The 11,886-nt window shown below is 68.0% G+C and carries 16 protein-coding genes; 9 read left to right on the plus strand and 7 right to left on the minus strand.

The features are described from left to right. Positions 1 to 39 precede the first annotated feature (39 nt). Positions 40 to 906, minus strand: coding sequence for an LLM class flavin-dependent oxidoreductase (locus NJ1_RS21805; protein WP_067697366.1), 867 nt, complete (start codon positions 904 to 906; stop codon positions 40 to 42). A 323-nt stretch (positions 907 to 1,229) separates the two neighbouring features. Here NJ1_RS21805 and hisD point away from each other — a divergent pair, with 323 nt between their 5' ends. From hisD to hisH, 4 genes are read left to right on the plus strand one after another with little or no spacing between them, the layout of a single operon-like run. After that, positions 1,230 to 2,567 carry a histidinol dehydrogenase gene (hisD, locus tag NJ1_RS21810; RefSeq protein WP_067697368.1) on the plus strand — a complete coding sequence of 446 codons (1,338 nt, stop codon included), beginning with the start codon at positions 1,230 to 1,232 and terminating at the stop codon, positions 2,565 to 2,567. Continuing rightward, on the plus strand, positions 2,564 to 3,694 hold the full coding sequence (locus NJ1_RS21815) for a histidinol-phosphate transaminase (RefSeq protein WP_067697370.1): 1,131 nt from the start codon (positions 2,564 to 2,566) through the stop codon (positions 3,692 to 3,694). The genes hisD and NJ1_RS21815 overlap by 4 nt, the downstream gene beginning before the upstream one ends. After that, positions 3,691 to 4,323 carry an imidazoleglycerol-phosphate dehydratase HisB gene (hisB, locus tag NJ1_RS21820; protein ID WP_067697372.1) on the plus strand — a complete coding sequence of 211 codons (633 nt, stop codon included), beginning with the start codon at positions 3,691 to 3,693 and terminating at the stop codon, positions 4,321 to 4,323. Before NJ1_RS21815 ends, hisB begins: the two co-directional genes overlap by 4 nt. Next, positions 4,320 to 4,961, plus strand: a complete 642-nt coding sequence (gene hisH, locus NJ1_RS21825; protein ID WP_067697374.1) for an imidazole glycerol phosphate synthase subunit HisH — start codon at positions 4,320 to 4,322, stop codon at positions 4,959 to 4,961. The genes hisB and hisH overlap by 4 nt, the downstream gene beginning before the upstream one ends. 94 nt (positions 4,962 to 5,055) lie before the next feature. Here hisH and NJ1_RS21830 read toward each other — a convergent pair whose 3' ends face one another. Beyond that, positions 5,056 to 5,448, minus strand: a complete 393-nt coding sequence (locus tag NJ1_RS21830) for a hypothetical protein (RefSeq protein ID WP_157574145.1) — start codon at positions 5,446 to 5,448, stop codon at positions 5,056 to 5,058. Between the two features lie 126 nt (positions 5,449 to 5,574). Between NJ1_RS21830 and NJ1_RS21835 the strand changes: the two genes are divergently transcribed. Then, a complete protein-coding gene (locus NJ1_RS21835; protein ID WP_067697378.1) occupies positions 5,575 to 6,027 on the plus strand; it encodes a MarR family winged helix-turn-helix transcriptional regulator in 453 nt (150 codons plus the stop codon). Positions 6,028 to 6,098: 71 nt separating this feature from the next. Here the strand turns inward: NJ1_RS21835 and NJ1_RS21840 are convergent, their stop codons facing one another. After that, positions 6,099 to 6,491 (minus strand): hypothetical protein, encoded by a 393-nt coding sequence (locus NJ1_RS21840; RefSeq protein WP_067697380.1) that lies wholly within the window; start codon positions 6,489 to 6,491, stop codon positions 6,099 to 6,101. Between the two features lie 330 nt (positions 6,492 to 6,821). On the opposite strand from NJ1_RS21840, the gene priA reads away from it, so the two are divergent. The 4 genes from priA to hisI are packed head-to-tail and all read left to right on the plus strand — an operon-like array spanning position 6,822 to position 9,547. Further along, the gene (gene priA, locus NJ1_RS21845) at positions 6,822 to 7,553 is read left to right on the plus strand and encodes a bifunctional 1-(5-phosphoribosyl)-5-((5-phosphoribosylamino)methylideneamino)imidazole-4-carboxamide isomerase/phosphoribosylanthranilate isomerase PriA (RefSeq protein ID WP_067697384.1); all 732 of its coding nucleotides are present in this window, start codon (positions 6,822 to 6,824) and stop codon (positions 7,551 to 7,553) included. A gap of 3 nt (positions 7,554 to 7,556) precedes the next feature. Then, complete coding sequence (locus tag NJ1_RS21850) at positions 7,557 to 8,366, plus strand: inositol monophosphatase family protein (protein WP_067697386.1); 810 nt, start codon at positions 7,557 to 7,559, stop codon at positions 8,364 to 8,366. Between the two features lie 4 nt (positions 8,367 to 8,370). Continuing rightward, the gene (gene hisF / locus NJ1_RS21855; RefSeq protein WP_067697388.1) at positions 8,371 to 9,144 is read left to right on the plus strand and encodes an imidazole glycerol phosphate synthase subunit HisF; all 774 of its coding nucleotides are present in this window, start codon (positions 8,371 to 8,373) and stop codon (positions 9,142 to 9,144) included. Positions 9,145 to 9,178: 34 nt separating this feature from the next. Next, positions 9,179 to 9,547, plus strand: coding sequence for a phosphoribosyl-AMP cyclohydrolase (gene hisI / locus NJ1_RS21860; protein WP_067697390.1), 369 nt, complete (start codon positions 9,179 to 9,181; stop codon positions 9,545 to 9,547). Between the two features lie 27 nt (positions 9,548 to 9,574). Here hisI and NJ1_RS21865 read toward each other — a convergent pair whose 3' ends face one another. The 4 genes from NJ1_RS21865 to NJ1_RS21880 all read right to left on the minus strand — a co-directional run bounded on the left by NJ1_RS21865 (position 9,575) and on the right by NJ1_RS21880 (position 11,728). Beyond that, positions 9,575 to 10,072 (minus strand): MarR family winged helix-turn-helix transcriptional regulator, encoded by a 498-nt coding sequence (locus tag NJ1_RS21865; RefSeq protein WP_245717518.1) that lies wholly within the window; start codon positions 10,070 to 10,072, stop codon positions 9,575 to 9,577. A gap of 210 nt (positions 10,073 to 10,282) precedes the next feature. Further along, positions 10,283 to 10,894 carry a spermidine synthase family protein gene (locus NJ1_RS21870; protein ID WP_067697671.1) on the minus strand — a complete coding sequence of 204 codons (612 nt, stop codon included), beginning with the start codon at positions 10,892 to 10,894 and terminating at the stop codon, positions 10,283 to 10,285. Positions 10,895 to 10,978: 84 nt separating this feature from the next. Continuing rightward, positions 10,979 to 11,437: a peroxiredoxin gene (locus NJ1_RS21875; protein ID WP_067697394.1), complete on the minus strand. Its 459-nt coding sequence runs from the start codon at positions 11,435 to 11,437 to the stop codon at positions 10,979 to 10,981. Between the two features lie 81 nt (positions 11,438 to 11,518). Beyond that, entirely contained in the window at positions 11,519 to 11,728 is a 210-nt protein-coding gene (locus NJ1_RS21880; protein WP_245717519.1) for a hypothetical protein, read from the minus strand. Between the last annotated feature and the right edge of the window lie 158 nt (positions 11,729 to 11,886).

Genomic DNA, 11,886 nt, shown 5'->3' on the forward strand with positions numbered 1-11,886 from the left:
TGTGACTCCGCAAGAGGACCGAACGCGCGCCACCACCGGTCAGCCGAGCAGCGGCCGTACTTCCTCACCGGCGAAACGAACGAACTCGACAGGATCCGGATGATCGGAGATCGGCTCCAGCACGACGGTGTCCGCACCGGCCTCGGCATAGCGGCGCACCGCGTCCGCGATGGTCTCGGCGCCGCCCGCGACACCGGCGCCGACCTCGGTACCCTCGCGTTCCTGGGCCACCTCGAGCCGGGCCGCCGCGTCGGGTCCGGTCGCGGTGCGCAGGTAGACGATCACCTGATGCGCGTCGGTGCGCCCGGCCTTCGCGCGTCCCTCGTCGATGAGCGCGCGAGCGGTGCGAACCCCGTCGGGTGAGGTGCGCGCGGTGAGGATGGTCGCGTCGGCGAGTTCACCCGAGAGCCGGACGGTGCGCGGGCCGGTGGCCGCGGCCGCCAGCACCGGCGGCGTAGTGGGCGGCCAATCCAGCGCGACCCCGTCGAGCTGGACGTATCTGCCCGCGGTGCTGACCTTCTCACCGTTCAGTAGCGACCGCAGTGCGAGGAGTTGTTCACGCAGCAGCGTCATCGGCGATTCGACGCCCGCCCCGACCTGAGCCATCCAGTCCTGAACGCCGTGCCCGACACCCGGAATCAGCCGATCCGGATACAGCCGCGACAGCGTGGCCACCTCCATCGCCGTCGACGCCACGTTCCGCAGCGGCACCGGCATCACCCCGATGCCGACCCGCACCCGCTCGGTGCGCGCCAGAACCGTTGCCGCCGCGGCGATTCCGCCACCCCAGAAACAGTCCTCCCACAGCCACAGCTGCTCGAGCCCGCTGTCCTCGGCCGCGCGACACACCTCCCCGAGACGCTCAGGAGGAATCTGGGGCATCGACACCGCGCCGAGAACAGTCACCCAGTCAACGTATCCAAGCCCACCCGCCCGCGCACCCCGCTGCTCACCTTCGCACCCCCGGGTCGTGAGTGGAACGGTCGAATGCCGCGGCGCTCGATGCTCACCGTGGATCGGCAGCCGACCCGCCCGAACGCACGACCGCGCACTCGTCCGGTGTGACCTGGGTCGCCTCACGTCCCGGTCGTCCCGGTCGTCCACGGTGTCGCGGATAAGCGCTGGCGGCGACCCGATAGGCTGGGGGCTGGTCGCGAGCGGTTTCGGATGTCCCGAACACCGGAAACGGCGACTACCTGAAACAGCACAGACAAGGACTGCACAGCGCTATGACCAGCCGCATCGAGCTCGCCCGCGTGGATCTGCGCGGACGTACGCCCACTGCCGCCGAACTCCGGGCGGCGCTGCCGCGCGGAGGCGTCGACGTGGACTCGGTGCTGCATCACGTGCGCCCGGTTGTGGAGGCTATCCGCGATCGGGGCGTCGAGGCAGCGCAGGAGTACAGCGAGAAGTTCGACGGCGTGAAGCCGGTCGTGGTGCGGGTGCCCACGGCCGAACTGGCCAAGGCGCTCGAGGAACTCGATCCGGCCGTGCGCGCCGCGCTGGAGGTCGCCATCGAGCGGACCCGCAAGGTGCACGCCGATCAGCGTCGCACCGACAAGACCACCCGGGTGGTCGAGGGCGGCACCGTCACCGAACGCTGGTTGCCGGTCGAGCGGGTCGGGCTGTACGTACCGGGCGGCAATGCCGTCTACCCGTCGAGCGTGGTCATGAACGTGGTCCCGGCTCAGGCCGCGGGCGTCGAATCGCTGGTGGTGGCCTCGCCGCCGCAGCAGCAGTTCGGCGGACTCCCGCACCCGACCATCCTGGCGGCCGCGCGGCTGCTGGGCGTCGAGGAAGTCTGGGCGGTGGGCGGCGCACAGGCGGTCGCCCTGCTGTCCTACGGCGGCACCGACACCGACGGCGCGCAGCTGGAGCCGGTCGACCTGATCACCGGGCCGGGCAATATCTATGTCACCGCCGCCAAGCGGCTGTGCCGCGGGCTGGTCGGCATCGACGCCGAGGCCGGTCCCACCGAGATCGCGATCCTGGCCGACGCCACCGCCGATCCGGTGCACGTGGCCGCCGATCTCATCTCGCAGGCCGAACACGACGTGCTCGCAGCGAGTGTGCTCGTCACCGACAGCGTGGAGCTGGCCGACGCGGTCGACGCCGCGCTGACCGCGCAGATGGCCGTGGTCAAGCACCACGACCGGGTCGCGGAAGCGTTGTCCGGCAGGCAGTCCGGCACCGTCCTGGTGGACGACATCACCCAGGGTCTGCGCGTCGTGAACGCCTACGCCGCCGAACATCTGGAGATCCAGACCGCCGACGCCTCCGCCGTCGCCGCCCGGGTGCGCAGCGCCGGAGCGGTTTTCGTCGGCGCCTGGTCCCCGGTCAGCCTCGGCGACTACTGCGCGGGCTCCAACCACGTGCTCCCGACCGCCGGATGTGCCCGGCACTCTTCGGGTTTGAGCGTGCAGACCTTCCTGCGCGGCATCCACGTCGTGGAGTACACCGAGGCCGCGCTGAAGGATGTCGCCGGACACGTCGTCGCCCTGGCCAACGCCGAGGATCTGCCCGCACACGGTCAGGCCGTGCAGGTGCGGTTCGGGGAGCTGTCATGAGCGCCGCGACCGTGCCCGGCTCCGCCGCCTCGCTGGAGGATCTGCCGCTGCGGGACAACCTGCGCGGCAAGAAGCCTTACGGCGCACCGCAATTGACGGTGCCCGTGCAGCTCAACACCAATGAGAACCCGCACCCGCCGAGCCGGGCGCTGATCGACGACGTCGCCGAATCCGTGCGCGCCGCCGCCGCCGATCTGCACCGCTACCCGGACCGCGACGCCGTGGGCTTGCGCACGGATCTGGCCGACTACCTGACCCGGCAGACCGGTGTCGCGGTGGACGTGTCGAACGTGTGGGCCGCCAACGGTTCCAACGAGATCCTGCAGCAGCTGCTGCAGGCCTTCGGCGGACCCGGCCGCAGCGCACTGGGTTTCGTGCCCTCGTACTCGATGCACCCGATCATCTCCGAGGGCATCGACACCGAGTGGATCGAAGCCAAGCGCAACGGCGACTTCTCCCTCGACATCGACTACGCCGTCATGGTGATCGCCGATCGAGGCCCCGACGTGGTCTTCGTGACCAGCCCCAACAACCCGACGGGCCACAGCATTCCGCTGGACGATCTGGTCCGGATCCTCGATGCCGCCCCCGGCATCGTGGTGGTGGACGAGGCGTACGGCGAATTCTCCAGCGCCCCCAGCGCCATCGAGCTCATCGATCGGTACCCGGCCAAGCTGGTGGTGACCCGCACCATGAGCAAGGCGTTCGCCTTCGCCGGTGGACGCCTCGGTTACCTCGCGGCGGCACCGGCCGTCATCGACGCGCTGCTGCTGGTGCGCCTGCCGTACCACCTGTCAGTGGTCACCCAGGCCGCCGCGCGCGCCGCGCTGCGCCATGCCGACGAAACCCTCGGCAGCGTCGCGGAATTGGCGGCACAGCGCGATCGCGTGATGTCCGCGCTGACCGCGCTGGGTTACGAGGTCATTCCGTCCACGGCCAACTTCGTGCTCTTCGGCCGCTTCGCCGATGCTCCGCGCACCTGGCAGCGATACCTCGACGACGGCGTCCTGATCCGCGACGTCGGCATCCCCGGATACCTGCGCGCCACCATCGGTCTGGCCGCCGAGAACGACGAATTCCTGCGTGTCAGTGAGAAATTGGCCGCGACCGAGGTGGTCACCCGATGAGTACGGAAGCGAGCATGAACCGAATTGCCCGGGTGGAACGCACCACCCGCGAATCCAGCATCGTGGTCGAACTCAACCTCGACGGCACCGGTAAGACCGACATCTCCACCGGCGTCCCGTTCTACGACCACATGCTGACCGCGTTCGGTCAGCACGGCAGCTTCGATCTGACCGTCGCCGCCAAGGGCGACATCGAGATCGAGGCGCACCACACCGTCGAGGACACCGCCATCGTGCTGGGTCAGGCGCTGGCGCAGGCGCTCGGTGACAAGAAGGGCATCCGCCGCTTCGGCGACTCGTTCATTCCGATGGACGAGACCCTCGCCCAGGCCATCGTGGACGTCTCCGGGCGTCCCTACTGCGTGCACACCGGCGAGCCGGAACACCTGCTGCACACCGTGATTCCGAGCGCGGGCCCCGGCGCGTCCTACTCGACGGTCCTGAACCGCCACGTGTTCGAGTCGATCGCGTCCAACGCGCGCATCGCCCTGCACGTGCGGGTGCTGTACGGCCGCGACCAGCATCACATCACCGAAGCCGAATTCAAGGCTGTCGCACGGGCTTTGCGTGCCGCCGTCGAACTCGACCCGCGCGTGAGCGGCGTCCCCTCCACCAAGGGAACCCTATGACCGTCAAGAAGCTGGTCCTGCTCGACTACGGTTCGGGCAATCTGCACTCCGCCGAGCGCGCCCTGGTGCGCGCCGGCGCGGAGGTCACCGTCACCGCCGACGCCGAAACCGCCTTGAACGCGGACGGTCTCGTGGTGCCGGGCGTCGGCGCGTACGCCGCCTGCATGGCCGGACTGCTGGGTGTGCGCGGCGACCGGATCATCGGCAAGCGCCTCGCGGGCGGCCGTCCCATCCTCGGCATCTGTGTGGGCATGCAGATCCTCTTCGAGCGCGGCGTCGAATTCGGCATCGAGACCGAGGGCTGCGGCGAATGGCCCGGCACCGTCGAGCGTCTCGACGCCCCGGTTCTGCCGCACATGGGCTGGAACACCGTCAAGGCTCCCGAGGACTCCACCCTCTTCGCCGGTATGGACGCGGACACCCGCTTCTACTTCGTGCACTCCTACGCCGCCCAGACCTGGACCTGGAACGACCCCACCTCCAGTCACATCGCCCCCGCGAAGCTCACCTGGGCCGAACACGGCGTCCCGTTCCTGGCCGCGGTGGAGAACGGCCCGCTCAGCGCCACCCAGTTCCACCCGGAGAAGTCCGGGGACGCCGGCGCCCACCTCCTGCGCAACTGGGTCCAGTCCCTCTAGTTCCCACGCGAACTCGTTCCGCGAAACCCCCGTCGACCGCGGGGGTTTCGCGCATGTGCACAGTCCCCCCGCGATCATCGAGCGGACGACTGTGTCACGAGGACGGGTCAGCGCGGCTGATCAGCCAGCGGCCGTTCACGTTGTCGAGTTCGTCCACGGTGCTGACGTGGTCTGAGCGGGGGCCGGATTTGGTGTTGGCGATGGTGTCGAATTCGAGCGCGACTCTGGCGTGCTCGGAGTCACCCGAGATCAGGGTGCACTGGACGTTGCCGGCCTCCGAATGTGCCTGCGCGGCGACCAGCGCCGCTCGCAGGGCCGATTGATTGTCCTGGAACATCTGCCGGAATTCGCCGGTCGTGCGGTCGAGAATGCCGGCCAGATGGGTATCGATGTCGCGGTAGTCGTAAGTCGCGATGGCGGTGGCGAAGTCGCAGCCCGCCACGCGGGCTTCCTCGGGAGTGGACGCGTGCGCCGAAGTCGCGATCACTCCGATCCACGCCTGCGCCGACACGAACAGTGCGGCAGTGAAGACAGCTCGGGTACGGATGGTTCCTCCAGGGTGTGCGGTGATCAAACTGTGGGTCGGGCCAACAATTATTGCTACTGTCCCGATATGGAGATCGCTCACGACGGGGCGTCCGGGAGATTGCGGGCGTTGCCCACCCGGTTGGTGAATCAGGTGGCGATCCTCGCCAATCGGTTGACGGATCGGGCGCTGGAATCGACCGGGTCGCGGCCGTATCACTACGCGCTGCTGGTCACGCTCGATGAATTCGGGCCGGCGAGTCAGGCCGAGCTGGGACGACGCACCACTATCGATCGCAGCGATATCGTGGCCACCGTCAACGACCTCGCGGCGCGCGAGTTCGTGCACCGCGCCTCGGATCCGGACGACCGTCGCCGCAATATCGTCACCCTCACCCCGGCGGGTGTCGAGCACCTGCGAGACCTCGATGCGCGACTCGCCGTGGCGCAGAACGAATTGCTGCCCGGCTTCAGCGCCGCCGAACGCGCCAACTTCGTCCTGATTCTCACCCGGATTCTGGAACTGCACGCCGACGGCTGACTCCGAGGCACGCGGAAATCGATTCCGTGGCAACGATTTCCGCGCTGGGAGTCAGGCGTCCCGAACCCGGATCAGCTGTCCACGTCGGCGCTGGAGACCAGCCACTGCCCGTCGACGTTCTCGGCGACCACCGTCATCCCGTAGGAACTCGTACGGGGTTGATCGGACTCGACATTGCGCGTGACCTGCGTCAGGTTCACATGAACGGTCGCCGTGCGCTCGTCACCCGAGGTGATCGTGCAGTCGATCGCCGAGACCTGCGCCTCCGCGCGGCTCTGGGTGAGCAGCGCGCGAATGGACTCCCGGCGACTTTCGAAGTTGTCGTGCAGGTTTCCGGTGGTCAGCCCGAGCAGGCGCTCGATCGAGGCATCGAAGGTCGAATAGCTCATGCCGCCGATTTCCGCCGCGGCCGCGCAGGCGGCTACCCGTGCGGCGTCAGGGGCGGCTGCGGAGGCGGCGGGCATCGCGCCACACACGGTGGCCGCCGCCGAAAGCAGAAGGGTCGTTGCGAGCGTGCGTCGAGTAGAGATGATTCCCCCAGGGTGGTGAATGATTCTGTGCCGGAAGGCGATACGAAAGATACCGGTACCCACCGACATCCGCGATATCGTGCCCCGTCCGAGGGTCGGCGCGGCCACGAGGCGCGGGTGGCGCGCCCGATGTCGACGACCCCGGCCGCTGTTCGCGCGCGCGGAGGCCTACCGGCACGCGGCCACCGAGTCGCGCCGCCGAGAACCGGCGCAAAACCCCAGGCCGACGCTGGACCCGCTCTCAGCAACCACTAAGCTGCTCCCGTGAGTCTTGTGCTGCTACCTGCCGTCGATGTCGCCAATGGTGAGGCCGTGCGCCTGGTTCAGGGGGAGGCGGGGAGCGAGACCAGCTATGGTTCGCCGCGCGATGCCGCCCTGGCTTGGCAGAACGACGGAGCCGAATGGGTGCATCTGGTCGATCTGGATGCCGCGTTCGGCAAGGGCAGCAACCGTGAGTTGCTGGCACAGGTCATCGGCGAGCTCGATGTGAAGGTGGAGTTGTCCGGCGGTATCCGCGACGACCAGTCGTTGAAGGCCGCCCTGGCCACCGGCTGCGCGCGGGTGAATCTCGGCACCGCCGCCATCGAGGATCCGCAGTGGTGCGCCCGCGCCATCGGCGAGTACGGCGACAAGATCGCCGTCGGCCTGGACGTGAAGCTCATCGACGGCGAGTACCGGCTGCGCGGGCGCGGCTGGGTCACCGACGGCGGCGACCTGTGGGAGGTGCTCGAGCGCCTCGAGCGTGACGGCTGCTCGCGCTACGTGGTCACCGACGTGAGCAAGGACGGCACCCTGACCGGCCCGAACCTGGAGCTGCTGAGCCAGGTCGCCAATGCCACCGACTCCCCGGTGATCGCCTCGGGCGGCATCTCCGCCCTGGAGGACCTGCGCGCCATCGCGACCCTGGTCGAGGAGGGCGTCGAGGGTTCGATCATCGGCAAGGCCCTGTACGCGGGCCGATTCACCCTGCCCGAAGCTCTCGCGGCGGTGCGCTAGCCCGTGACCGACCTCGCCGAGCTGCTCAGCATTGCCCGAGACGCGCTCGACGGCGCCGCATCGCGGTTCGTGGAGGGTGTGGGCGCGCCCAGCGCGGTGCAGAAGGGCCGCAACGATTTCGCCACCGAGGTGGATCTCGAGCTCGAGCGAACTCTGTCGCGAGAACTGCTGGAGCGCACCGGAATTCCGGTGCACGGCGAGGAATTCGGTGGACCGGAACTGACCTCGGGCACCGCCTGGGTGCTCGATCCGATCGACGGCACGTTCAACTACTCGGCCGGGCATCCCCTTTCCGGCATGCTGCTGGCGCTGGTGCGCGAGGGCACACCGGTGCTCGGCCTGACCTGGTTGCCCGGATTGGGGCAGCGCTACGCCGCCACCGTCGAGGGCCCGGTCCACCTGAACGGCCAGCCGCTGCCCCGTCTGGAACCGAGCAAGCTGTCCGCGGCCATGATCGGTTTCGGAACCTTCAATATCGATGGCGAGGGCCGTATTCCGGGCATCTTCCGGTTCAATCTGATGGGTGCGCTGAGCCGCCTGTCCGGCCGCATGCGCATGCACGGCTCCACCGGAATCGACTTGGCATACACCGCATCCGGCGTGTTGGGTGGAGCCGTGGTGTTCGGCCACCATCCCTGGGACAACGCCGCGGGGGTCGCACTGGTACGCGCCGCGGGTGGCGTGGTCACCGATCTGCGCGGCCGGCCCTGGACCATCGAATCGGGTTCGGTGCTGGCGGCCGCGCCGGGGGTGCACGAGGAATTACTGGACATGATCAACGACACCGTCGACAACATGTCCGAGGAGAGGTAGAGCAATGACGTTGGCAGTGCGCGTGATTCCGTGCCTGGACGTGGACGCCGGCCGCGTGGTCAAGGGCGTCAACTTCGAAAACCTCAGGGACGCGGGCGATCCGGTCGAACTGGCCGCCGCCTATGACGCCCAGGGCGCGGACGAGCTGACCTTCCTGGACGTGACCGCCTCCACCGGCGACCGCGGCACCATGATCGACGTGGTGACCCGCACCGCCGAGCAGATCTTCATCCCGCTCACCGTCGGCGGCGGCGTGCGCACCGTCGAGGACGTGGACCGTCTGCTGCGCGCGGGCGCGGACAAGGTCTCGGTCAACACCGCCGCCATCGCGCGCCCCGAGGTGCTGCGCGAAATGTCCGAGCGCTTCGGCTCGCAGTGCATCGTGCTGTCCGTCGATGCCCGCACGGTGCCCGAGGGTTCGCAGCCCACCCCGTCCGGCTGGGAGGTCACCACCCACGGCGGCAAGCGCGGCACCGGCATCGACGCGGTCGAATGGGCAACACGCGGAGCCGAACTCGGTGTCGGGGAGATCCTGCTCAACTCGATGGACGCCGACGGCACCAAGGCCGGCTTCGACCTGACCATGATCCGCGCCGTGCGCGCGGCCGTCTCGGTCCCGGTCATCGCCTCCGGTGGCGCGGGCAAGGTCGAGGACTTCGCCCCCGCTGTTCAGTCCGGCGCGGACGCGGTGCTGGCCGCGAGCGTCTTCCACTTCGGTGACCTGACCATCGGCCAGGTCAAGGACGCGATGCGCGTCGAGGGCATCGTCGTGCGCTGACGATCGTGGAACCCGCGCCCTGTATAACAGTGGAATGAGCCTCGACCCCGCGATCGCCGCCCGCCTCAAGCGCAACGAGGACGGTCTGTTCGCCGCCGTCGCGCAGGAGCGCGGCACCGGCGATGTGCTCATGATGGCGTGGATGGACGACGAAGCTCTCGCGCGCACGCTGGAGACCCGCAAGGGCACCTACTACTCGCGCTCGCGTCAGCAGTACTGGGTCAAGGGCGAGACCTCCGGCCACACCCAGTACGTGCACGAGGTCCGGCTGGACTGCGACGGCGACACCGTGCTGCTCGTCGTCGATCAGGAGGGCGCGGCGTGCCACACCGGTACGCACACCTGCTTCGACACCGACGTTTTGCTGGCGAAGGGCGACGCTCTGCTGACCGACGAGGCCTGAGCCGCCGCCGCTGGAATCCCTTCCGCGCTAACGGTTTTCGTGGTCCTCGAGCCCGAAGTTCGTGACCGGCCGCGTGGACCGACCGAGCCCGCGGGTCAGCCCCCTGTCCAATTGCGCGACCATCGCCTCGCCGAGCTCCCGCAGCTGCCGCGTCTGCTCGTCGTCGAGACCGTCGAAGACCAGCCCGCGCACGCATTCGACATAGCCCGGGGCGGCCTCGGTGACCTTGCGGAATCCGGCGTCGGTGAGGACGGCCTGCGCGCCACGCCGTCCGGAGATCGAGACACGCTCGGCCCAGCCCAGTCGTTCGAGCTTGGACACCACATGCGACAGCCGTGATAGCGATGCGTTTGCCTTTTGCGCCAGCTCGTTCAGTTGCAGGCGATGGCCTGGTTCTTCGGAGAGCAGAGTCATCACGAAGTATTCGAAATGGGTAATCCCCGACTCACGTTGGAGCTGGGTATCCAGGGCGGCCGGGAGGCGGGTCATCAGCCCCACGAGGGTCCGCCAGGCGCCCTGTTCCATGGGATTCAACGACTTCGTCACCGTGCCAGCCCTCTCGTAGCAGCCAAGTGACATGTTGCTCTGAAGGGGAGTGCGACGCGCCGGCCAATCGGACGGCCGACGGAGCAACAACACCGAGTCACTTGCACGTCAAAGTTTGCCACGATTTCGCTCGACGTGCACGAGGTTGCTGTTTGACGTGACATCCATCACGCGTGTCGAGGTGATAATTCAGATCGTGCCGGAGCCGGGCGGTGTGGGCGGAATTTCCACCGGCACGTGCTGCTTTTCCGGTACGCCCCGCTGCTTCTCGGCACGATTGCGACGAAATCGCCTGCGGATCACAAGAAATGCCACCACCGCGAAAAGCAGTGCGGCGACGATCGCGCCCACCAGGACCGCGCCGCGGTAACCCGGGGCATCGACGTCGAGAATGCGCTCACCGGCGTGTGCGGCATTGGAGTCGCCGAGCACGATGGTCAGCGTCATCAAATTCGGAATCGCCGCGAGGATGGCGAGAACGGCCGAAGCGCCCGCAATAAACGGACCGCTCCGTTTACGCCAGGTCATTCCCGCGGTCAGCAACAGGAAAAGTGGCACCGCCGTGCATATGATGCCGATCGCCAATCCGGACCAAATTCCCTTGGCGAAACTCCCGTGCACGTTTTCCGCGATTCGCTGGGCCCACCAGCGCGGAATGAATGCGGCCAGAATCAGATACGACACCCACAGCACCACCGCGAGCACCACCAGCGCGATGATCCGATTGCGCCAGGTGACGAAGGATGATCGGGTCGGCTCCGGCCGGGCATCGCCAGGAGCGGTCTCGCTGGGCGTAGTCATCAGCCCAGCGTATGCCCGCCCGTCCGGCGTGGCGGCGAGCGCCACTCCGGAGTCGGGCGAACGAACGCAGGACGGGGGAGAGGCTCAGGCCCGGGACTTCAGGAACTCGAGTGCCTCGTCGGCGTGCACGTTGGCGCGCAGTTCGCTGTTGATGACCTTGGCGATGGTGCGGTCCTTGTCGATCACGAACGTGGTGCGCTTGACCGGAACCAGCGCGCCCAGCAGCCCGCGCTTCACGCCGAACTCGGCGGCGATCTTCGCGCCCGGGTCCGAGAGCACCGGATAGCCGAGGCCCTGCTTCTCCGCGAAGCCGGACTGCACGTCGACCGAATCGGTGCTGATCCCGACGCAGGACGCGCCCAGCGCCTTGAATTCGCCTGCCAGATCCCGGAAGTGGCACGCCTCGGCGGTACACACCGGAGTGTTGGCGGCCGGATAGAAGAACAACACCACCGGACCGTCCGCGAGCAGTGAGTCGAGAGAGCGGGGGGTGCCGGACTGATCCGGAAGCTCGAAGTTCGGAGCGAGCTGACCTGACTTCATACGCAGCAGATTACGGGAAACGATCGGCCCGCGGACGGGCCGGTGTGGTCCGTGCGCGGGCCGGGAAAGCCTGCGGCGTCATCAGACGCCGATGAGGGCCGCCACCTCCGGGTTCTTGATCTCCATGACATCGAGGATGCCGTGGGCCCGCAGGAACGGCTTGAGCTCCCGGATGCGGTCGCTGTGCTCGGCGTACTCCTCCGGGAAGCTGCGGGGGTCGAGCGATTCCAGCGCCTTGACGTACGTGACGAACGAGGCGATGGCGGAATACTTGCCGCCCCCCTGGTTCATGTTCATCATCCGCGGGGGCTGACCGGGGTGAGAACCCATGCCGACCTGCGGTGCGGCGTGACGTGGTCCCTCCGGAGCTACCGGTTGCGAGGGGTACATCTGTGTTGAACTCCTCTCGATTGGGCGATGCGTGTTCAGGGCAAGGTTGTACGTGTTTT

The organism is Nocardia jejuensis NBRC 103114, assembly GCF_001613145.1.
Lineage (GTDB): Bacteria > Actinomycetota > Actinomycetes > Mycobacteriales > Mycobacteriaceae > Nocardia > Nocardia jejuensis.